Origin of the sequence: Sutcliffiella rhizosphaerae, from assembly GCF_917563925.1 — a bacterium.
In the GTDB taxonomy this organism is placed as follows: domain Bacteria; phylum Bacillota; class Bacilli; order Bacillales; family Bacillaceae_I; genus Sutcliffiella_A; species Sutcliffiella_A rhizosphaerae.
On sequence record NZ_CAKJTJ010000022.1, the window covers coordinates 41,576 to 64,149 of the forward strand.

17 protein-coding genes are annotated in these 22,574 nt (G+C 37.6%); 1 reads left to right on the plus strand and 16 read right to left on the minus strand.

Annotated elements, in window-relative coordinates; translation table 11 throughout:
• Positions 1 to 7 precede the first annotated feature (7 nt).
• The 5 genes from LRP81_RS16450 to LRP81_RS16470 form a co-directional block, all read right to left on the minus strand.
• The gene (locus LRP81_RS16450) at positions 8 to 1,417 is read right to left on the minus strand and encodes a glycosyltransferase family 2 protein (RefSeq protein ID WP_230503198.1); all 1,410 of its coding nucleotides are present in this window, start codon (positions 1,415 to 1,417) and stop codon (positions 8 to 10) included.
• Complete coding sequence (locus LRP81_RS16455) at positions 1,407 to 2,462, minus strand: HEAT repeat domain-containing protein (protein WP_230503199.1); 1,056 nt, start codon at positions 2,460 to 2,462, stop codon at positions 1,407 to 1,409. The genes LRP81_RS16450 and LRP81_RS16455 overlap by 11 nt, the downstream gene beginning before the upstream one ends.
• A 2-nt stretch (positions 2,463 to 2,464) precedes the next feature.
• The gene (locus LRP81_RS16460; protein WP_230503200.1) at positions 2,465 to 4,030 is read right to left on the minus strand and encodes a diguanylate cyclase; all 1,566 of its coding nucleotides are present in this window, start codon (positions 4,028 to 4,030) and stop codon (positions 2,465 to 2,467) included.
• Positions 4,031 to 4,462: 432 nt separating this feature from the next.
• The gene (locus tag LRP81_RS16465; protein WP_230503201.1) at positions 4,463 to 4,597 is read right to left on the minus strand and encodes a nucleotidyltransferase domain-containing protein; all 135 of its coding nucleotides are present in this window, start codon (positions 4,595 to 4,597) and stop codon (positions 4,463 to 4,465) included.
• A 35-nt stretch (positions 4,598 to 4,632) separates the two neighbouring features.
• Positions 4,633 to 5,580 carry a DUF4097 family beta strand repeat-containing protein gene (locus LRP81_RS16470; RefSeq protein WP_230503202.1) on the minus strand — a complete coding sequence of 316 codons (948 nt, stop codon included), beginning with the start codon at positions 5,578 to 5,580 and terminating at the stop codon, positions 4,633 to 4,635.
• A gap of 373 nt (positions 5,581 to 5,953) precedes the next feature.
• Here LRP81_RS16470 and LRP81_RS16475 point away from each other — a divergent pair, with 373 nt between their 5' ends.
• On the plus strand, positions 5,954 to 7,621 hold the full coding sequence (locus LRP81_RS16475; protein WP_230503203.1) for a transglutaminase domain-containing protein: 1,668 nt from the start codon (positions 5,954 to 5,956) through the stop codon (positions 7,619 to 7,621).
• 59 nt (positions 7,622 to 7,680) lie between these two features.
• Here the strand turns inward: LRP81_RS16475 and LRP81_RS16480 are convergent, their stop codons facing one another.
• From LRP81_RS16480 to LRP81_RS16530, 11 genes are all read right to left on the minus strand, one after another.
• Positions 7,681 to 8,604 carry an HD-GYP domain-containing protein gene (locus LRP81_RS16480; protein ID WP_230503204.1) on the minus strand — a complete coding sequence of 308 codons (924 nt, stop codon included), beginning with the start codon at positions 8,602 to 8,604 and terminating at the stop codon, positions 7,681 to 7,683.
• Between the two features lie 66 nt (positions 8,605 to 8,670).
• Complete coding sequence (locus LRP81_RS16485; RefSeq protein ID WP_230503205.1) at positions 8,671 to 9,222, minus strand: hypothetical protein; 552 nt, start codon at positions 9,220 to 9,222, stop codon at positions 8,671 to 8,673.
• A 458-nt stretch (positions 9,223 to 9,680) separates the two neighbouring features.
• Positions 9,681 to 10,718, minus strand: a complete 1,038-nt coding sequence (locus tag LRP81_RS16490; RefSeq protein WP_230503206.1) for a fatty acid desaturase — start codon at positions 10,716 to 10,718, stop codon at positions 9,681 to 9,683.
• Positions 10,719 to 11,580: 862 nt separating this feature from the next.
• Positions 11,581 to 12,531: a DMT family transporter gene (locus LRP81_RS16495; protein ID WP_230503216.1), complete on the minus strand. Its 951-nt coding sequence runs from the start codon at positions 12,529 to 12,531 to the stop codon at positions 11,581 to 11,583.
• Positions 12,532 to 12,616: 85 nt separating this feature from the next.
• On the minus strand, positions 12,617 to 13,684 hold the full coding sequence (locus LRP81_RS16500) for a sugar ABC transporter substrate-binding protein (protein ID WP_230503207.1): 1,068 nt from the start codon (positions 13,682 to 13,684) through the stop codon (positions 12,617 to 12,619).
• Positions 13,665 to 15,227, minus strand: a complete 1,563-nt coding sequence (locus tag LRP81_RS16505; protein ID WP_230503208.1) for a response regulator — start codon at positions 15,225 to 15,227, stop codon at positions 13,665 to 13,667. The genes LRP81_RS16500 and LRP81_RS16505 overlap by 20 nt, the downstream gene beginning before the upstream one ends.
• Positions 15,220 to 16,668 carry a sensor histidine kinase gene (locus LRP81_RS16510; RefSeq protein ID WP_230503209.1) on the minus strand — a complete coding sequence of 483 codons (1,449 nt, stop codon included), beginning with the start codon at positions 16,666 to 16,668 and terminating at the stop codon, positions 15,220 to 15,222. The genes LRP81_RS16505 and LRP81_RS16510 overlap by 8 nt, the downstream gene beginning before the upstream one ends.
• Positions 16,665 to 17,639 carry a sugar ABC transporter substrate-binding protein gene (locus LRP81_RS16515; protein ID WP_230503210.1) on the minus strand — a complete coding sequence of 325 codons (975 nt, stop codon included), beginning with the start codon at positions 17,637 to 17,639 and terminating at the stop codon, positions 16,665 to 16,667. Before LRP81_RS16515 ends, LRP81_RS16510 begins: the two co-directional genes overlap by 4 nt.
• Before the next feature lie 228 nt (positions 17,640 to 17,867).
• The gene (locus LRP81_RS16520) at positions 17,868 to 19,040 is read right to left on the minus strand and encodes a sugar ABC transporter permease (RefSeq protein ID WP_230503211.1); all 1,173 of its coding nucleotides are present in this window, start codon (positions 19,038 to 19,040) and stop codon (positions 17,868 to 17,870) included.
• A 14-nt stretch (positions 19,041 to 19,054) separates the two neighbouring features.
• Positions 19,055 to 20,575, minus strand: a complete 1,521-nt coding sequence (locus LRP81_RS16525; protein WP_230503212.1) for a sugar ABC transporter ATP-binding protein — start codon at positions 20,573 to 20,575, stop codon at positions 19,055 to 19,057.
• A 75-nt stretch (positions 20,576 to 20,650) separates the two neighbouring features.
• The gene (locus LRP81_RS16530; protein ID WP_230503213.1) at positions 20,651 to 21,760 is read right to left on the minus strand and encodes a sugar ABC transporter substrate-binding protein; all 1,110 of its coding nucleotides are present in this window, start codon (positions 21,758 to 21,760) and stop codon (positions 20,651 to 20,653) included.
• Positions 21,761 to 22,574: the final 814 nt, after the last annotated feature.

Consider the following 22,574-nt stretch of genomic DNA (forward strand, 5'->3'; position numbering starts at 1 on the left):
GTTCATATTATTGAGAAACACCACGGCGCTGCATGTCTCCCCATCCTCTTTTTTTCCTTAGAACATCGATTATTCCTTGACATCGCCAAATAACGGTTAATGGCCGATACCACAAGGTTTCCGTTAATGAGTAAAAAAACAAGACCGTAATCTGCTTTGCTTTTGGATAGCGTCTGAGACTCCATTCTTCCATTAACACTGCGAGCATGGAATACATAGAGCCATATATAATAAAAAGCAAGAATAATAAAAGTGCCATTTCGATATAAATTCCACCAAGGAAAAAGGAAAGTAGAATGTAAAGAAATCCACCAAGTTCTATAACAGGACCTAAAAATTCAATTAAGATAAAATAGGGCATCGATACCATACCGATAGAACCGTATTTCGGGTTAAAAGCCATGGAACGATGCATCCAAAGACTTTCAAATAAACCTCTATGCCAACGATTTCGTTGCCTTTTCAAGTAAGTCATTTCCTCTGGAGCTTCTGTCCAACAAACCGGGTCCGCTACATACACAATTTTATTTTTTGCTTTTTTTTCTTTCACAAGCCTGTGTAACCGGACTACAAGCTCCATGTCCTCACCAACAGTGTGGAGGTAACCACCTGCATCAATGACCCATTTTTTCGAAAATACCCCGAATGCTCCAGATACGATAAGGAGGAGATTGTGTCTGCTAAGGCCTACTCTTCCCATTAGGAACGCTCGCAAGTACTCAATGACTTGCATGATCACAAGGGGATTTCTAGATAAACCAACCTTACTAATGGAACCATTTTCTATAACCGATCCATTAGCTATCCTTACACTACCTCCAGTGGCAATCACTTCACCATCTGAATCAATGATAGGCTTCATTACTTTTAGGAAGGCATCTCTTTCAAGAATCGAATCCCCATCTATAGAGCAGAAGTACGGATAAGAAGAAACGTTAATGCCTACATTTAAAGCATCGGACTTCCCGCCATTTTCTTTATCAATGACAAATAAATTATCATAGATGGTAGACTGGTAAATTCCTTTAACATTCTTCGTTGTAAGCTTTTGCTTTACAATTTTTTTTATTTTTTTTAACTGGAATTCCTCCATAAGCTTATCGAGCGTATCATCCTTCGACCCATCATTAATCACGATGACTTCATATTGTGGATACTCAATACTTAGCAACGAACGGATAGAAGGAATAATACCAACAGATTCGTTATAGGCTGGGACCAAGATTGAAAGTGGTTTCGAATAACTTACATTTAAGAGATCTTCATAAGGTTCCGTATTATCCAATTGATATTTTCTTCTAATCTGAAATAACGCTACAAGTAACATAAAAAAGTAGAATAGGATGACAAGTACCATATAGCCAATTACAACCCAGCCAATTCCTTGAATAACCACTAAAAGAATATTACTGTCCATCCAAATACCCACCTCTCTGTAGCCATTCTTCTGCCATATCCTTGGCATAACGATCAGATGTAGTCTCATAAATGTTGCGAAGGTATGCGACTCCTCCTTGGATATCTAGCATCGATTTTGCTGCATGGTTCCGAACATCAAAGTTACCGTCATTTATGAATTCTCCCAATATTTGAAGACTTTCCTTCAGATTGGTTTTGCCAAGTAACTTACTCAGCATTAATCTCTCTTCCCAAGAACCATTTGGCTCATATACCTCCGCATAAGATTGAAGAATTTGAGAGTAACCAAGTTCATTTAATGCTTTTAAGATTCTGATTTTCTTTTCAGCGCTAGCAGTAAGTAGTTGTTGTTCAAGAAATGGAAGGAATTCTCTAGCACCGGTTATTCCAATCATATCAATTACAGGCAGCTGAATATAGTTTGGAAAGGTATCGTATTGATTAACCATTTCCTGAAACTGCCCCTCATCCATTCCCCCAAGGAGCGAACGGTACATAAACTCAGATAAGCGCCAATCTGGTCTTATTATTAATGTTTCCCAATCTTCTACATGAAATTTTACAAGAACCTTTATTAATTGCATTTTCTCTTCATGTGTTAACGTACGTTTTTGATATTCTTGAAGTAAAAAAGGTACCATTGCTTTCACATGAAAATCCTCTATCTCATACAACGCATTCATTCTAATACTCCAACGATGGTGGAACAGAGATTTTTGATAATATTTCTGAAAATGCTGTTCAGCAAAAGCAGATATCCTCTCCTCAACTTCTTCCCCTTGCACTACATCGGCAAAATCACTAAGTAGTTCCTTCAATGACTTTTCATGTAGCCCATCCAACTGTTTCTCAAGAAAAGTATTGTCACCTCGATATAAATAATCAAACATATTAGACCGATATTTCTCTTTAAAAGCATCTATTTGAATTCTTTGCTTATTTTGATATAGTTTGATTCCAATTAAATAGATAAATAGAATGGATAAACAAATAAAAAAGATAATTATAACAACTAAAACAGTCCCTAATAGATTTGTTACCAATATTACATCACCCTCTTTAGTAAGTGCTGTATTCTTGCTTCCACTTCTAATAGCTTAAAAGGTTTTGTGACATAATCATCTGCTCCTAAAAGAAGGGCCTTTTGAATATCACGCTCACTTTTTCTTGATGTCAGCATCATTACTTTGTATAGGTCATCTCGCTTATCATTACGCAACTTCTGCAATACTTCCAAACCATCCATTTTTGGCATCATACCATCCAAGATAATAACAAACTGGTCCTTCGTTTGGATCCACTCCGATTGCAAAAAGCTTTGTCCATCCTCAAACACTTGAATGTCCAACTCTTTATTTGGTGGTACCTCTATTTTTCTTATGATTTCAGACAGCATCATTCTAACAACCGAATCATCATCTACAACCGCAACTTTTATTTTTTGCCTGTTCAGTTTTTGATCAAATGAATAGACACTGATTTTTCCTTTTCCATTTTTCTTGGAATCGTACAGCGCTTTGTCTGCACATTCCATGATTTGATCAAGTGTGGTATTTTCATTAATAATTTCCACGACTCCCCCGGAAAAGGAACATGTAAACGGTTTTATATCAGTCATAAAGGGCTGCTTCTTAAATCCCTCCAATAGTCTCACCATTAGTTTTTCTGCCTGTTCTACAGAAGTTCTCGGCAACATTACAGCAAATTCCTCGCCACCATACCTAGCAAAAACATCTCCTGCCCGCATATGCTTTTTCATAAAGCCAGCAAGACCTTTCAATACTATATCTCCAACCAAATGCCCATATGTGTCATTAACGGATTTAAAATTATCAAGGTCTATTATACCTACACTAAAGCTCTCTTTCGTTCTTGCCAAGTTAGAGAGCATTCTCGAATATGCACTTTGAAAAAACTTTCGATTGTAGGCTTGTGTCAATTCATCCACAAGCAAGAGCTCATCATACTGTTTTTTTCGCTCTACCTGCCGTGTAACTCTAACAAACACTTCTTCTAAATCAAGTGGTTTTGAAATAAAATCGTCTGCACCCGCACGATAAGCTGCAAGCCTATTCTCACGATTATCATTTGCACTAATTAGCAAGACTGGACTTAATACTTGTTGACCACTAGCTTTCAAATGATGAAGAAGATGCAGTCCCTGTTCATCTTTTAAAGTATCGTCAATGATAATACAATCTGGCTTTACATTATAAAAAGTGTCCATTGCTTTTTCCAATTCTGTACTGACCAGCACATGGAACTCTCTAGCCTCCAAAAAATCTTTAAGAGAAACCAAAAGTGCTGCATCCGCATCTACTATCAGAATAGTAGCCTTTTCTACGCTCTTATCCTTCGATAAAGTAATGATTTCATGGAAAAAAGTATGTATTTCTGCCCAATCCCATACTTGTTGCTGTTCTTTCTCCAGTTGCTCGTATAAGTTTTCAGTAACATTCCCTAAATCAATTAAACCAATCGTTCTTGCTGTCCCTTTCAAAGAATGAAGAAAGCGGTATACCTCTTCGAACGGAATACCCTCTTTTCTGTTTTCCCATAACTCTAACTGACTCCTAATATTACCGATCAATTTCAATTTATACTTTTCCAACTATATGACAACCTTTCTAAATAAAGGGTTATTTTTAAAATTTTGATGACTTTTATCTCAATTTCCAACATACTTCATTATAAAAGAAATACCTTTACCATGTCATGGTAAAATTGAGAAGAATGATATAGTATTTCTTTCTTTAAATGAGTGTGAATATCTTTTATAACAAAAAAGCGCCATCCGCATTCGAATGACACTAACAACCTATTAATATCGCTTCTTTTTCTATACATTCTGGCACTAAGTTCCTATTTAAGTACGACTTCATGCTTAATATTTACTGCTTAATACCTCACGTATAAAATAGCTTCTTACTTTCCTTATAATGAATAACATACATAGCTAACCAAAGTCCTCCAACTAGCAAGATAGGAGTTATTAGAAAGTCAATATATAGTCCATAGGCTAGAAGACCTCCTAACACGAAACTCAACAGTATAAATCAACATCAGAGTATTCATCATACTCTTCTCTTCCCATAGATCCTATTAAAAAAATTGCCTGTACCCTCTTATCTTGTTTTAAACTCTCTGTTATGGCATGAACTGCATTTTCTTGTTTCAAAACTCGACCAACTTCCCTAAAAAATTCTAAAGGCTTTACCTTAAAACAAAATCCCCCGAAGAAGTTCTGACCTTTATGGAATACTGACCATCTCCAATTTGACCAAGGATCTCCCTTTCTCTTTTTTCCGTGTACTGAAAGTCTTTTACTCCAATTACTCCACTTCCGGAGTTTGCTTTATAATCTACAAGTAGGGATCTCGGTTCTTCTTCATAGGAAATGATAACATCCCCACTTGTAATATCTGCCGTAATATTTCCTGTGACACGCTTATTTTTAATGGTAATATCACCAGAGGTTGCTTCTATATTTATGTTCCCTGTTACTTCTGTTACAGTAAAATCTCCTGATGTTGTTTTTACAGTGATGTCACTCTCCACATTACTTATGTTCAAATCTCCGCTCGTTCCATTCATTTTCGTGGCTAATGCTTTCGTATTCTTTAAACGCACATCACCACTTGTATTCCGGATGGCAAGGAGATTGTTGATCTTAAGCTCCTCCATTACTACATCACCTGACGTCACTACTGTATTCATGTTTTCAGCTTCAATTTTGTTTACTACTATATCCCCAGAGGTGGATTGGACCTCCAAGGAATTATATTCTTTAGCTGGAACCTCCACTTCAAGTTTTAGGTTTGTAATATTAATTCCGACTTGAAAGCGAATTTTCGGTTGTGAGACACTAATGTGAGCAGTTCCACCTTCCTCTTTTAGTGAAAGTTTGTATGAATCCTTGTTTCGTTCACTTACCTTCCCAGATAGCTTCACATGTATGTCATCCCTTTCCGCTGGGACTATAATAATGTCTGCTGCAGAAACTTCAATTTTTATACTCTCAATATCTTCCCCATTTACCGTATCTTGTTGATTGACTAACGCAGTCGTAAATGAGAAGTTTCCAGTTATTTGTCCAGTCACCATAGTGGCACCTACAATTAATAGGATAAGAACAAATAGGAAAGTTACTATTTTTTTCATTGCTAGTTCCCCTCTCAACTTTTGAATCTGATTATGTTTATCTCGTTATATACCATCGACGAATTGAGTATTCCAGAAATAAAATATTCACGCTCCATCAAGTTGTCATTTATGTATTGAAAACATATGCACTTTCTTTGCATAAATGATTTTTTCTTTTCTTTAACTGATATACAGTCAATCGTCCCTTCGCTATTCATATATCCTTTAAGCCTAAGGAATTTTTCATCTAACAATTAATATAATACCTTTAGTTGGTTATTTCTACCACACTCTTTCTATTCAATCTTTTCCAGTTTAATAGTAAAATAGCATCAGAAACAATTTATTTTTTCATTCGTACATATTTATATGATTGCTGAAGGAGGAAAAAATGGCACTAAAACACCATTACTATACTGCGTTGTTAATAAGTTGCTCGTTGTTTCTCACTGCTTGTTCAGATAAGGAAGTCGTTAATCAGGTCCAAAATCCACCTGTAGTGGAAGAGCAAAAAGATCAAGATAATGTGGATTTGCAATTAGATCCACTTGAGTTAAGTAGTTATGCAGAAGAAGTCAAGGCTACCATAATTTCTCCTCTTTACAAGGAGTTTACTGCCAATGGAACGATCGAGATCTCTGGATACGTCGAAAAGCACGCAGAGCTTAAATCCAATTACGTGTGGGTAAAAGTAAACGCTTCAGAAGATGGTCCTTTAGGAAAACAATTAGATTACTATATTCCAATAAAAGACGGAAATTTTTCCGAAACCCTTTCCTTTTTTAATGGAGAAGGAGAGTATAAAATCTCGATTCAGCTTCCGGACATTGACCGCGAAAATTATTACTATGATGCAGCAACATTCAAAGTTAATAACACCAATTCTGAGTCTGTCCGTGATGTAACCTTCACACCATTTGGTCATGACGCTTCGTTGAAGTTAGATGTGGGATCAAGTTTTGTAAAAACTCAGGAAAATTTTAATTTTTCCGGAACGGTTGATACCGAGGAGCTTATGCTCCGCTTAAAGAAAGACTCCGAAACTTGGAAACATGTAATTTCTATTAAAAATGGCGAGTTTGCGGTAAATATTCCCCTCTTTTTCGGACGTGGTATACACGAGCTAGAGGTAATGGTACCGGATAGAGAACGGGAAAATTACTATCAACCAGCAACGACTATTTTTATCGACAATACATCGGATCGAGTCATGCAACCTCTTGAATTTTTTCGTGCATATGAAGAACGTGGGGTAACGTTGGAACACCCTCAGTATGGTGGAGATGAAGTGAATGGCATTTATTCTGTTAAAGGACAAATAAATCCAGTTGCAGAATTTGCACAAGAAACCACCCATATTTACATTTCCTCAAAAAAAGGGGACGATGAAGCATTAGATGTCATCCCAGTTGAAAACTTAATATTTGATGGATCCTTTTATTTACGATTCGGACCGGGAACCTATGAAATAACGCTTAGTGTGCCAGAAATAAAAGAAGAAAACAGCGATCGCTTCCGCTTTTTTGGATTCGCCAAGTTTGAAGTTACATCAACTGCTGACGACAATCGCGATCTACTTCCCTCCAGAGGAGTACAATCAGACGCACCCGAAATAATCACATTGGCGAAGGATTTGACTTCTGGCAAACAAGCAGCAAGGGAAAAAGCATTAGCCATCTACCAATATGTCGCAAAAAACGTCTCTTATGATGTGCAAAAATATAAGAATAACGAATTCTCCTGGGATGATAGCGCCATAAAAACCTTAAATACAAAAACAGGCGTCTGCCAGGATTATGCTTATTTGACCATTGCTCTGATGCGAGCTAGTGGATTGGAAGCAAGATATGTAGAAGGGCGTGCTGGCTCACCATGGCCTGGCAACCACGCTTGGGTCGAAGCCAACATAGACGGACAATGGGTGGAAATGGACCCTACCTGGGGCTCTGGCTACCTTGACCGCAATGATACTTTCGTTGCAAACTATAACGAAGATTATTTTGATCCTGATGCAGAAGAATTCGGGAAAACCCACACACGAACAGGTGTGAAGTATTAATTAACAACGGACTTTCTGACTGATTCTATACAAAAATAAAAACAACCCTTGTTCACACCTCATGTGCTTGGGTTGTTTTTTAGCTTACCCTCTTCTTCTAAAATTTCAATGAGTGCGGCGACCACTTCTGGATCATATTGAGAAGGTGAAAGTCTATTTAATTCATCTACGGCAATTTCCGCTGTAAAAGCATTTCTATATGCACGGTCTTCTGTCATGGCATCAAACGTATCACTTACTGCAATAATTCGGGCTTCGAGGAGAATCTCATCACCTTTTAAATTCTTTGGATATCCTACACCATTCAAGCGTTCATGATGCTGTTCAATGATGGTCGCAATCGTATCACCGTAATACAAATCTTTAACCATTTCCGCACCGTCTTCAGGATGTTTTTTTATGAGTGCAAACTCTTCATTTGTTAATTTAGATGGCTTGTTTAGGATTTCTGATGGAATATTTATTTTACCGATGTCGTGTAAGATAGACGCAATGAATAGGTTTTCAAGTCTGTTTGATGATAATTTGAGCTTTTTAGCAATTTTAATGGAGTACTCCGCTACTCTTTTACTATGATTAAATGTATAAATATCTCTTTTCTCTACACGGTGAACTACTTCTTTTAGCGCTCTAAAACTTTCACTTAGCTCATGAAATGTAGGTTCCGTAATTACCCAAATATAACATACATCTGTAATTGCAGTAAAATGTACCGGTAACTCTAAATCCGTTGCAGTAAAGTAATCTTTTTCACCTAGAAATATTTTGTCTCCATTGACTTCACATAGAATATCACCTTGTAAGATATAAAAAAATTCCATTACATCCTTGTTTTCACTTGGATAGACATAAAATATATTCCCTTTTTCAATAGTTTGTAAAATTACTTCTGTACCGTTTCCTCGCGCTAAGAGGTTCAATTCAAAATTCTTAAATATTGCCCGCTCTATGCTTGTACCCTTCTTTCCAATCGTGAAAGCCACCTTAATCACTCACCTTTATTATAATAGAGCGGGTCCATAAATGACCCGCTCTCTATTGTTGCAATATTAAGTTCCAACTACACGTACAGGATCTATCCATGCCCATCTATCTGCAAAGCGTACATATTTCCAACTGCACTCCGCAATAACACCCATTTCAGCAACTCTTGCAATTGTGTTAGCGGACATTTCGAAAGTTACATCAAAAACATAAGTGATGATTGCATCAACTTCTTGGTCAAATTTTGCTGTTCTTTGAGCGATGTTTTCTTCTAGCAATGCAATTTCTGCTTGTACATCTATAAGCTGCGCACTAAGTTCAGCATGTTCAACAGCGTCTCCAGCATTTACAATAGCAGTTTTTATTCTAGCAGTTTCTTGCAACAATACTTCCAAAGCATCCTTTAATTCAGCCTTTTCTGCGAGATAGTCAGCCCATAATGCATCAGCTTCCTCAACACCAGCATCAATGATTTCATCAATTTCAATATTCGTTTGTTCAATTAATTCCAACGCCTCTTGTATAGTACCTTCTGATGCATGAGCTGTTGGAGAAAATCCTAATGTTACCCCAAAAAATAATAGTGCAAAAAATGTTAAAAAGCCTAACTTTTTCATTATTTTCCCCCTAAAATATAATATATTTTTTCTCTAGTTGTAAATGCGTAACTTTTTCCTGAAAGTCACGTTGTACGAATTTTTCGTGTTTTTTCTCCATATATCACCATAATTATACAAGTTAACCATGGGTAAATCTATATTTTTTTGTAATATTTTGTTTACAACAAATACTTCATACAAGAATATCGTTACATGCAAGGAAAAGAGATTTATGATGGGTACATATTTAAAAACATAAACATTCTAGGTTGTAGATTATGTATAATTAAAAACTTTTCAAATAGAAATCTTCCTAAGAATGAATATGTCAATTACTAAAACTTTACTTAATATATATAATTTAGACGTATATCATTTGAAACTCTTTCATTAACAGAGTTGTATTGTAGTAATACAACCTTATAAAAAGATATACCAAAAAACGACCAGTGAAAGCTTCTGGTCGTTTTAACTTCTTACAATTCCGGATTTACTTTTACACCTGTAACACTATTGCTAATTAGCTTTTTTGCTTCTTTAAAGGAAACAAAGTTTTTACTATCTTCATCCCACAGTCGGAATTTTAGTGATTTTAAGCTTGTTGCCAACGTAATTGTCGGAACATGCTCCAGTGGTGGAGTATTAGCATGACATTTTTCAAGTTCATAATTCGGTACTCTTGGGCTTAAATGGTGAATGTGATGGTATCCGATATTACCTGTCAAGAATTGAAGGATTTTCGGTAGCTTATAAAAAGAGCTTCCTTCTACTGCAGCTAATACATATTCCCAATTCTTATCTACTTCAAAATAAGAATCCTCAAAAGTATGTTGGACATAAAAAAGCCAAATTCCAAGTATTCCAGCAATCATGAATATCGTACCATGAACAATTAAGAATGCTTGCCAGCCAATCATCAAGCTTATTAGTACAGCAACTAGTAAAATTAAAAAGTTAGTTAAATAAAGATTGTAACGTTCTTTCTTTCTTGCACCTTTTCTGTTAAAACGGTTTTTTAGCAAAAATGTATAAATAGGTCCAAGTCCAAACATTACGATTGGGTTGCGATATAGACGATATTTTAATTTTGTTAGGGATGAAGCTTCTTTATATTCTTCAACTGTCAGCGTCCAAATGTCACCAACACCACGTTTGTCCAAATTTCCACTTGTTGCATGATGCACAGAATGATCATGACCCCATTGGTCGAAAGGAAACAGAGCTAAGACTCCCATACCAGTTCCAACTGCTCGATTTGCTTTACGACTTTTGAAGAAAGAGTAGTGCGTGCAATCATGGAATATGATGAAAATGCGAGTCATAAATCCAGCTGCAAACACCGCTGGAACTAATGCCAGCCAATACGATACAGAAAGACTTATATAAGTTAAGTACCACAGCGCGAAGAAAGGTACTAAAGTATTAATAATTTGCCAAATGCTTTTTTTCAAATCCGCTTTTTCGAAAGGGGCAACTAATTTGCGTAAGTTTTTAGTTTGAGTTTGTGATGACATGATTCAATCCCTCGTTTCGAGTTGATAAATCATATTATAACCAAGTAATAAAAATAAGTTAGTAGCAGGTGTCATATGCTGCATATGACAAATGTCATATACTTTTTTAAATGGATTGTAAAAAAGATAGTGAAACCTTGGTGTGCAAGGGGTTTATGATGATTTTGCAGATGAGTTAAATACTGATTTTTTGTGAAGTTTTTTTGAAGTGGAAATTAATTTTTTATGATTCATTTGGATTTTTTGGATTATGTGGTTTATAAAATTACTGAATAAGGGATGTCTACATATTCGTGGTGATCACCTTTGGGTCTTCATCATCTTCATGATAACGGTTTTAGCTTTTACTGCTCAGGCTGTATGTTTTCAATCGCACTTATGAAGACCTTTTCCTCTCTCTAAGCAATCACCCTTTGTGTCCTCATCGGCCTTATGAAGACCTTTTCCTCCCGAAGCAATCACCCTTTGTGTCCTCATCGACCTTATGAAGACCTTTTCTCCTCGAGATCCACACCTTTTTTGTCTTCATTTCACCTATGAAGACAAATACCCTCCCATCTTTGGAGCCAGGAATCAAAAAAAAAAAAGATAGCTCATCTTTATTAGATGGGCTCAGTGTGTAGACAAAGGTACATTTTTATTTAAATCCATGCAATTCCCTTGTTGATCGTAGTGGAAGACGCGGAGACTCCTGCGGGAGGAAGGGACATGGGAAACCCCACAGGGCGCAGCCCGAGGAGGTTCCCGGACCGCCCGCGGAAAGCGAAGCGTCTGCAATGAAGATCAACAGTTAAATCTAAAAATAATTTGGGTTTGTCAACAGTCTGAGCTCATCTTTATTAGATGGGCTATCTCCTATTCATTATGCTGCCATTCGTTTCGGTCTGATCCCTCGTTTCGTAAATAGGCTATGAAGTAGCATTCCTATTATTATCGTTATCAGGCCAGTCACTGCTAATCCGCTCGGGAGTGGAGTGGAGAGAAGCAACACCTCACCTACTAGGACAAACAGGACTTGGGTCGATTGGGTTGCTTCGACGGAGGCTAGTTTTTCTTGGTTGTTTCGTACCATATCGGTAGCGACAAAGAATAGTGAGGTGGCGATAACACCAGAACTGATTGCAACAATTAGTGTTTGGATCACTTGGTTTTGGGATGGCGGGCCGGCTGTTATGTATCCAGTAGCAGCGACAAGCAGCCAAACAGGAATAGTTGCAAGTGTCATTCCAAGCACACGTTGGAACGTGTCAAGCCTTCCGTTACATACCTCCATCATTTTCCGATTCCCTAATGGATATGCAAAAGCCGCAATAGCAACTGGCAATACACTGAGGAGCAACGTATGTGTCGATAGTGCTTCTCCATGCTGTGATTGTATTAATGCGACACCAGCAAAAATAATAAGGGAGAAGAAAAGGCCACGGACGGGGATTTTTTCTCGTACTTTGTTTCCCAGTTCTATTTTATAAAAGAATGGGGTTAGTAGGATTCCTGCAATGATGGTGAGCTGCCATGTACCTGCTACTAGCCAGCCTGGTCCATATCCGGTGGCAAAGGTGATGGGACCATAGAATAAAACAAAGCCGACAAAACTCCAGGTGAACCAAGGTGCTGGGTTTGTTTTCATCTCGAAGAAAAGCTGCTTTAGATTGCCTCTCCCCCAAACGATTAAGAGTAAAAATGGAACCATGAAGAAGAATCGGAGGGATGAGCTCCAGAGCCAGCTACCACCCGATAGTTCCATGGATCGATTAAGGATAAAAGTTACGGCAAAGAACATAGATGCAAGGATGCCGATTAAGATAGCTTTCATGGAACAAACACCTGACTCTCTGTTATTTTTCATCATTATATTCCTAACAGGTCACATAAAACCATCAATATGCTCGCTAAGGAGGCTATCTGTCACTACCATAAACGTCTTCTTCCAGATGAAACCCATCAGCTATAATCGTGTGATCAATATTCGTTATATCGACTGCAATTGGTGACAGCAGGACAGATGGGACTTCTATTTTGCCATTGTTGATTTTTCGATTTGTATCAATGTATTCTCCTTTTGCCATTTTTACTGCAAGGCGGGCAGCTTCTTCAGCAAGGGTTGGGATGGGTTTATAGACAGTCATCGTTTGTGTTCCTTCTACTATTCTTTGAGCTGCAGCAAGCTCAGCGTCCTGTCCCGCAACGGGAATGACAGCAGCAAGTACAGATTCAGTTATAACTTGGATTGCCATTCCTGCGGTTGCATCGTTTGCAGCTATGACAGCGTCAATATTATTGTTGTTTGCGTTTAACGCTTCTTGCATGTTCATATACGCATTGGTTGGCACCCAATTTTTTGTCCATTGATCATAAACAACGGTAATATCTCCTTTTTCAATAAATGGCTGAAGGACATTGAATACACCTTGTTTTAGGAGGTGGGCATTGTAGTCTGTTGCTGCTCCTCCAATGTAGACGTATCTTCCTTTTGGAACGAGCTTCGTAATCGCTTCTGCTTGAAGTTCGCCAATCCGGATATTATCAAAAGAAATATAAAGATCTATATCAGCATTTTTGATTAAACGGTCATAGGAAAGAACCTTGATTCCAGCAAGATGTGCTTTTTTTACAATAGTAGCTGATGCTTCAGCATTATGTGGTACCACCACTAACAAATCAATTCCCTGGCTTATTAATGATTCTGCCTGAAGAACCTGTAGAGCGTCATCACCATTCGCTGCCATAATTTCCACTTCTGCACCGAGACTTTCCACAGCTGCTTTGAAAAGATCTCGATCACGTAACCATCGTTCTTCTTCTAGGGTATCCATTGAAAAACCTATTTTTATTTTTTCATCAGGCACAGGAGTTATATCTTCTTGTTCTTTTGTTTTTTCTTTCGGTTGCACAGTAGCTGCATTCTCGCAGGCTGATAAAAGAAGAACTATCCCTATGATTAGAATGCTACGTATTTTTATGCTCATAAGACAGCTTCTCCTTTTGATTTTGCAATGTTTTCCTGTATTCCTTTGGCGAGGTGGTTGTTACCTTTTTAAATACTTTACTAAAGTAATTTGGGTCATGATAACCAACTTCAAACGTGATTTCTTTAATGCTTTTTTCTGTATCCGCTAAAAGGTGCTTTGCTTTTTCTATCCTGCACTCTGTTAAAAAGTCTATATAGTTGATGCCCTGCTTTTCTTTAAACATTTTACTAATATATATAGGACTGAGCCCTACCTTTCTTGCAAGTGAATCGAGCGAAATGTCTTGGTCTGAATTCTCTTTGATAAATTGTTTGATCTTTTGAAACGTATCTGCTTCCAATCTATTAACATAAAGCAGATAGGATTCTCTCAACGTATACAAGAGTTTTTCTGTTTCTGTGCGTAAGTGGCGGTAATCTATTGGTTGTATCGTATATATTGGAGTTAGGGTTTCCGCCCCCATTTCAGTCATGATTCTGGAAGCCAACCACAACATTTCTAATATTCGCTGTTGGCTATAGACGAGGGCATCCCCTTCTTTTTCGTAATATGCTAATTGCTGCATTACTTTTTCCTTTAACTGCTCCCATTGTCCACTTCTAATAAGCTCCACAAACTCTTTTTCTTTTAAGAACATACTCTCACTATTTTCATGGCTCGAGAGGAGGTCTTTATAGAATCGATATTTTGATTGTGATTGTGTATTCACCGCCGCTACCATAGCTTCTTGATAGGATTTACGTACCTGGCTGAAGGAACGGCATGTTTGTCCGATTCCAATAAACCATTTTAATTCTTGACTTGTTTTTCTAATAGAGATAAGTTCTCTTGCGAGTATACTTGCTTGTGTACGATAAGTCACAGTAGTTTGTCTGAATACAATAATAGGTATTAGATTTCCGTACAAGGCTCCTACCCAACCACTCTTTTGGCTCCTTACTTTTTCTTTAATCGAAAAATAATGCTGTTCTGCCTTCTCAGGTAAAAGCAACACCATCACAAACATCTCATCTGTTGACGGGATATCGAGCATATGCATTAGCATATCAACGTGAACTTCATGTACATGGTCGAATAATAGCTGGGTTACAACATCGGTTTCCACTAGAGTCAGTGCTTTTTGCAGCGCTTCTTGTTGTAGTAAGGATTTTTTCTTTTGGTCTTGTTCTTCTTCTATCTGCTTCAATACCTTTCCAACAGTTTCAACGATTTCACTCGCTTTACTTGGCTTTAATATATAATCTTTCACACCCAGTTTGATAGCTGCCTTCATATATGAAAAAGTATCGAATGCTGTTACCATAATAAATTTAGTAGAAGGTAAATCATTTGCAATTTTTTCTACTGCTTCGAGTCCATTCATCCCTGGCATTTTTATGTCCATTAATATCAAATTTGGTTTAAAGCTCTGTGCTAACTCTACTGCCAATTTTCCATTTTTGGCTTGCTGAATGATGAGGGAAGGGAAATTCTTCGTTAATATGGCTTCCATTCCTTGTCGTTCCATCTGTTCATCATCCACAATGAGAAGTTTAATCATGTGTTTCAACTCCTTCTCTTTTTATTTTTAGCTTGATTCTTGTACCACTTCCTAACTCACTTTCAATCTCCATTACATCTTCATATCCATAAAATAACCGCAATCGTTTAATTACGTTGATAAATCCAATTCCAGTTGAATGTCCTTCAATTTGTTGAGGTGTATCTTCATTTAGAATTCTCCTTATTTTTTCATCTGACATACCCTCTCCATCATCTTCAATTTCAATGTGTACGACATTATTCACTTCCTTGACACGAAACCAGATTGTCCCCCCATCCTCTTTTGGTTCAACCGCGTGGATAACCGCATTCTCAATAATCGGTTGTAGGGATAGAGCTGGTATTTTCACATCAAGGCAAGCTTCATCAATTTCCGTAATGAGCAATAGCCGATCTGTAAACCTCGCCTTTTGAATCGCCATGTATTGCTGCATCACATTATATTCATCCTCCAGCGTCACAGAACGATCTTGGCGTTTGAGGTTATAGCGAAGGATACTCGCTACACTTACTAGCAAGTCACTTGTTTCCTCAGAACCTTCCAAATATGCTTTTTTCGAAAGCGTATTTAACGTATTAAATAAGAAGTGTGGATTGATTTGGGATTGAAGACTGCGAAATTGGCTTTCTTGCAGAAGAAGTTTACTTTCTTGCAGCTCCCGTTCCAATGCTGCCTTTTGTTTAATTTCAGAAATTAAGTTATTAATATTTATGCGCATCCGGTCAAATGTTTTTGCCAAAAATGCGATTTCATCGTTCGCTTCAACCTTTACCTGTTGCTCGAAATTCCCTTTTGAAAGTGTGTTAGCCGCCTTCGTCAATTGAAAGATTGGCTTTGTAATAGTTAAGGAGAACCAATAGGAACCAATTAATAATATACAGGTTATCAACAATAACACCCAGATACCTAATTTTAAAACTTCCTCAGATTGCTCCATAATCCCTCTATAAAACAAGTTGTACGTATTTAGTTCTTTATCTAATAAGGTAAGGGTCATCTTGGATATATATGTAGATGTTCGATTTGCCTCAGAAAACTCGTGTGCTGCTGATTCGGAATCTCTTTCCATTTGAAACATAATTAAGCGATCTGTTGTTTCTACTAAACTATCAATTAAGTGAAGATAATTAGTGAGCGTAAAATCATTATCCTTATTGCGTAAGTGATATACACCATACTTTGCCTGTTGAACCTTTTCCTTACTGTTCTGAAGCAGGGTCAGATTTTGCAGAGTAGGTTCTATCATATAATTGTTTAAATCTGTTACTACTTGCTGACTTTTTTTAGTAACTTCATTCATACTCAAATATCGCTGTAGAATATCATTATATTGGTTGTGCGTTTTATAGTTATAATAGGTTAATGCTAACCAAATAGCTGACATAATTACTAAAACAACCGTGGTAAGGGTAAGGATTTTTTTCTGAATATTTGTCATGGTTGGTTCTCCGATTTCAACGTATTCAGCTTTGTAAAATATCCGTCTTTTTCAAGTGGTACTGTCTCTCCTTCCAACCACTCTTTCAGTAGCCGGACGCTCCACTCTCCCATTTTTTCTGGCTCTTGTTCAATAATGCCATCCACTTTACCCTGAGCTAGCAATGCTAATGATTCTGGACCATCGTCAAAGGAATATATGTGATAAGGCTCCACTTGAGAGCGCTTACTTATTTCTGCTAACATAGGTCCTAAGTGATTAGCGTTGATCGCAATGAACGAATCAGCATCAGGTACTTTATTCAAAACATCCTGAGTAGTGATTATCACTTGCTCCCTAGAATCCACTGTTTCCGCATCAATCATTTCAATATTGTGATAATATTTTAATACATCTCTTATTCCTTTCATTCGTTCCCTTTGATAGAATTCTTGACTTTGGTCATACATTAATACAATTTTTCCTTCTCTTCCCATCTCATGTAGAAGTTCTCTTGCAATCATTTTACCTGCTTCGTATTGGTTAGAACCAACATACGTCCTTCGCAAGCTTTCAACCATTGGGACATCATTAGCAACCGTAATGATGGGAATTCCGTGAAAGGATGCTTTTACTTTAGTTAATTCTTTAAGCTCAGGAATATCAAGCCCTTGAATGATAATCCCATCCACTTTTGATTGTATGGCAACATCTATATTTTTCAGGAAATCTTCTTGGTTTTTTCCATATGTCCCCCATATCTCTATGCTTATCCCTAACTCTTCAGCTTGCTTTTTAGCACCTTTGGCGACCTTATCCCAAAAAGGGGTTTGCATGTCCTGAGTTATCAATACTATTCTGTAACGATCCTGACCCTCACTCAATGCTTCCGGAAACTGGCCATCTGCCACCATAATCCTCTTTGCAGACAAAAAAGTAAGATGACAAAGCACCACTACAATACAACACACCATAACTCCAATCTTCCGCACACAAACTCCCTCTCTTCTCCTAAAACTTTCTTAAACAGTTTTTTGTTATATTTTAGCATAGGTGGTAACGGGGAGTTTCCTCTATTTCCAAATGTCACCATACTCTACCATCCCAGATTAGCAAAAGGCGCTTCAGTGTGAAGGTTGATTATAGAATCGACTAATGGCCTTAAGGGGTAATAAGAGCGTGCATAAAACAAAACCAGACTCCGAAGAATCTGGCTCTATCTACCTCTTTTTCCGTGTCAACACATCAAAAATTACCGCTCCAGCTAATACTCCTCCACGAATCATATATTGATAGGAGATACCAACACCCAATAAATTCATTCCATTTGTAAGAGAAGCCATTACGACAGCCCCGATGATCGCACCGGTTACTTTCCCAACACCACCAGCAGATGACACCCCACCAACATAAGCTGCTGCAATTGCATCTAGTTCAAATAATGTTCCAGCAGTTGTTGTTGCTGACTGGAGGCGAGCGGTAAATAGGATACCAGATAACGCCGCAAGCATGCCCATAGAGCCAAATACAATATACGTAATTTTCTTGACGTTAATTCCGCTTAGATGTGCGGCTTCAGGATTACTTCCAACTGCATAAACATGGCGACCAAGCACTGTTTTCATCGTCAGGAAATGATAGATTATCACGACAAGTAAGATAATAATAACAGTCCAAGAGAAACCATTATATCCTGCAAGAATCCATGTAACATAACCGATGATTGCTGATACAAAAACTAACTTCAGTGCAAAGATTGGTTTTGACACTACTTCAAAATCATACTTAATTTTATTTCGACGTGTGGAGATTTCACTATAAATATATAGCAATATACCAACAAGTCCTACAAGGAGCGACAAAAGATGAAGTCCACTAACTTCTAATAAGGAAGGAATATAGCCGTTTCCAATTGCATTAAATTTTTCATCTTGAATGATGATTGTTCCTGTTTTTTCTGTAACTTGCAGCAAGGCACCGCGAAAAATTAACATGCCAGCTAGCGTTGCTACGAAGGAAGGAATTCCAATTTGTGCAATTAGTACTCCATTAAACAAGCCAACTGCTGCACCTAAAAGAAGAATAATTGGTATGGTCAACCACACAGATACTCCTGCCTGTGTTAATAAAATGGCTGCAATTGCTCCTAAAAACCCAGCTGCATATCCAACAGAAAGATCGATATGACGTATCACTATTACTAGAGTCATCCCAACTGCAAGCACTGCGATATAGCCCGCAGAATCTAAGAGATTGCTAATGTTTCTTGACGACATGAACAAGCCGTCCGTTAAAAAAGTAAAAGTAAGAATAATAACAAATAATGCTATATACATACCGTAATCACGGATGTTTTCATGTATTAACGTTTTTGCTTCATGTAGCACGCTCATGTCTCCTTAACCCCCTATTGCGTTGCAAGTTCCATTATTTTTTCTTGGGAAGCCTCTTCAATCGAAAGTTCCCCTTTAATTTGACCTTGCGCCATGACATAAACCCTGTTGCTCATTCCGAGAACCTCTCCCAACTCTGAAGAGATCATTACAATGCTTAATCCTGCTTCAATTAGTTTATTCATCACGGTATAAATCTCAAATTTAGCCCCTACATCAATACCGCGGGTAGGTTCATCCAAAATTAACAGCTTCGGTCCGACAAATAACCATTTCCCAATCGATACTTTTTGCTGATTTCCACCACTCAGATTTCCTACTAACTGTTCAAGTGAAGAAGCTTTTATATGAAGAGAATCCTTATATTGTTCGCCAACTTTAATCTCTTCATTGACATTGATGACTCCCTTATCAGAAATACCTTTAAGGTTAGCTGCAGATATATTGCTCTTTATATCCTGTAAAAGAAACAAGCCATCATCTTTACGGTCTTCTGTCACATAGGCGATTCCTGCTTTAATAGCATCCTTTGTATGTTTAAGATTAGTAATGCTGTCATTCCACACGAGATCCCCTTCAAGCTTGTAGGATTTCGCATTTCCAAAAATACTGAGGGCCAATTCTGTTCTTCCAGATCCCATTAAACCAGCGATCCCGACGATTTCCCCTTTTTTCACATGAAGATTTACGTTTTTCACTACCTGTCTACCAAGCTGTGGATCATAGGCGGACCAGTCATGAAGCTCCAAGATTTTTTCCCCGTGCTTTTTGTGCACTCTCTTTGGATAGATATCTTCAATTTCTCTGCCGACCATGTTCTTAATGATCGTGCTCTCCGAAATCACTTCTTTTTTTGCATCAAGGGTACATATTGTTTTTCCATCACGGATGACGGTAGCTTTGTCTGCAATACTAATTACTTCTTTTAGCTTGTGGGAAATCATGATACATGTAATTCCTTGTTTTTTTAATTCTTTCAAAAGGAGGAGAAGATTTTCACTGTCATCCTCATTTAATGCAGCTGTTGGTTCATCTAATATTAGTAGCTTGACCTCTTTACTTAAGGCTTTCGCAATTTCCACTAGCTGTCTTTTCCCGACACTGAGATCTTTCACAAGAGTGTCTGGGTTCACTTCAAGGTTTACTTTCTTTAATAGTTTTTTTGCTTCGACAATCGTCTTGTTCCAATCAATAAATCCACCTTGCTTTATCTCGTTACCTGCAAAGATATTTTCATAGACTGTGAGATCAGGGAACAATGCAAGCTCCTGATAGATGATGGCGATACCGGCATTTACACTGTCACTGATTTTGTTAAATTGCTGAACTTCCCCTTCAAACACAATGTCCCCTGTGTACGTTCCATAAGGATATACGCCGCTCAGCACTTTCATCAGCGTGGATTTTCCTGCTCCATTCTCTCCAATTAAGCAATGGATCTCCCCTTCTTCCACTTTGAAATTCACATCGCTTAGTGCCTTGACCCCTGTAAATTCCTTAGAGATATCATTCATCTCTAATATATATTTGTTCATCCTTTACCCCCCTTTAACAAAACCAATGACAAGACGGAAGGTGACAGTCATTGCCACCATTCCACAATTAGCTTTTTACAAACCTGTAAATTCGCTCGCCTCATAATAATCTGAATCAATAAGCTCTTTTTGTACGTTATCTTCATCTACCACAATGACATTGGTTTGCTTCGCCTGAACTTCTTTCTTACCATTATCATAAGAACCAGTAGTTACTGGTGTTTTTCCATCTAAGATATCAACGGCAATCCCCATTGCATCTGTTACAAGCGTACGAACGTCTTTAAATACCGTCATCGATTGCTTCCCATCAATGACATATTGAATAGATGCTTTCTCTGCGTCTTGGCCTGTTACTAAGAAGCTAGTAACTTCACCATCGGAAGCAAATACGTCCGCAATTGCACGTGCAGTCCCATCGTTTGGTGCAAGTACAGAGACATCACCTTTCAAATCAGCTCCAACAGCTGTAAGATGAGTTTGTGCTTTATTTTTTGCATCATTTGGATCCCAGTTCGTCGTTACCTGACCTAAAATTTTACTCATTTGGTCACGCGTTAATTCAGCAGTATCTTTTAAAGCTTCTGCTTCACTTGAGTTTGCAATTTTGAAAGTGCCATCTGCAATTTTCGGTTGAAGCACACTCCATGCACCTTCAAAGAACAAGAATGCATTATTATCAGAAGCTGCACCTACATATAAGTAAAGCGGTACGCCTGTGCCTTGAGCATTATCGATTAAATACTGACCTTGTGCTGCTCCAACCGCCACACTGTCAAATGTTACATAGTAATCCACTGCTTCAGTGTTCGTAATCAAACGGTCATAAGCAATAACGGTAATTCCTTCTTTTTTAGCTGCTTCTACTGCTGCTGCAGCTGCATCTCCGTCTTGTGGAGTAATTATAAGTACATCAATCCCTTTATTTATCAATGTGTCTACATTCTCTTTTTCTTTTGCTGAAGATCCTTGGCTAAACAGAATTTCTGTCGTATACTCAGAATCTTTCAATGCATCCTTAAAACGTTGCTCATCTTGCACCCATCTTGGTTCATCCTTTGTTGGTAACACTATTCCAACACTGACACTTCCACTTCCTCCTGCACTGCTGTTGCAAGCTGCTAGCATGGCAGTAACAAGCATTAATACTAGTAATAATGAAGCCGCTTTCATTGTTTTTTTCATGTGTTGCTCCCCCTTCGTTTAAATGAATACAACTTAATTATATTGCTAGCATTCGGGAGTTGTAAGCGCTATCACTAGCATTCTTTTGGTATTGTCTGTACTTTTTTGGTGTGAAGGTTGTGATATGGAAGGAAGTAATTTATCTCTGAGAAAATTGGGGCACTCAACTAGATTTTAAGTGACCGGGATATTGCAAAATGGATAAACTGGTAACTCAATTGGATTTTAAGTGACCGGAAATTTACAAAATGAAAAATTCGGGCACTCAACTGGAATATAAGTGACCGGAAATTCACAAAATGAAAAATTCAGGCACTCAACTGGATTTTATGTGCCGGAAATTACAAAATGAAAAATTCGGGCACTCAACTGGATTTTAAGTGACCGGAAATTTACAAAATGAAAAATTCGGGCACTCAACTCGCTTTTAAGTGCACGGAAGTTTTAAGATTGAGGAAGATTTAAGTTCAAATGAATTACTTGAAAGGCCTTTGATTGTTGCTGTTACTTATCTCATTCACTTATCATCAGTCCTACATTTAATCGTTGTGGTACAGTAATTTTCCGTCCTGTATTTAATCCTAACAGGACTGGACATTACGATTTCTCTTTTTCTTCCTACCGAGAATGTCAATTTTCATCAAAACATACAACTTACCTAGCTCCTCAAAAAAAAACACCCAACATGAAATGTAGGCCACTGAAAAAGTTACGTTTTTTATTTCAGTAATCTAAAATGAATGCCCAAAGGCAATTTTCCGTCTGCTTTTTAAGCGGAAAATTGCCTTTTTCCTTTTCTTTTTTATTCTTTTTC

Bases quoted from the DNA above. Each gene is read 5' to 3' on its own strand.
- LRP81_RS16495 (WP_230503216.1), bottom strand. From the start codon at position 12,531: ATGAAAGCTATCTTAATCGGCATCCTTGCATCTATGTTCTTTGCCGTA.
- LRP81_RS16500 (WP_230503207.1), bottom strand. From the start codon at position 13,684: ATGAGCATAAAAATACGTAGCATTCTAATCATAGGGATAGTTCTTCTT.
- LRP81_RS16450 (WP_230503198.1), bottom strand. From the start codon at position 1,417: ATGGACAGTAATATTCTTTTAGTGGTTATTCAAGGAATTGGCTGGGTT.
- LRP81_RS16530 (WP_230503213.1), bottom strand. From the start codon at position 21,760: ATGAAAAAAACAATGAAAGCGGCTTCATTATTACTAGTATTAATGCTT.
- LRP81_RS16475 (WP_230503203.1), top strand. From the start codon at position 5,954: ATGGCACTAAAACACCATTACTATACTGCGTTGTTAATAAGTTGCTCG.
- LRP81_RS16490 (WP_230503206.1), bottom strand. From the start codon at position 10,718: ATGTCATCACAAACTCAAACTAAAAACTTACGCAAATTAGTTGCCCCT.
- LRP81_RS16520 (WP_230503211.1), bottom strand. From the start codon at position 19,040: ATGAGCGTGCTACATGAAGCAAAAACGTTAATACATGAAAACATCCGT.
- LRP81_RS16505 (WP_230503208.1), bottom strand. From the start codon at position 15,227: ATGATTAAACTTCTCATTGTGGATGATGAACAGATGGAACGACAAGGA.
- LRP81_RS16485 (WP_230503205.1), bottom strand. From the start codon at position 9,222: ATGAAAAAGTTAGGCTTTTTAACATTTTTTGCACTATTATTTTTTGGG.
- LRP81_RS16510 (WP_230503209.1), bottom strand. From the start codon at position 16,668: ATGACAAATATTCAGAAAAAAATCCTTACCCTTACCACGGTTGTTTTA.
- LRP81_RS16470 (WP_230503202.1), bottom strand. From the start codon at position 5,580: ATGAAAAAAATAGTAACTTTCCTATTTGTTCTTATCCTATTAATTGTA.
- LRP81_RS16525 (WP_230503212.1), bottom strand. From the start codon at position 20,575: ATGAACAAATATATATTAGAGATGAATGATATCTCTAAGGAATTTACA.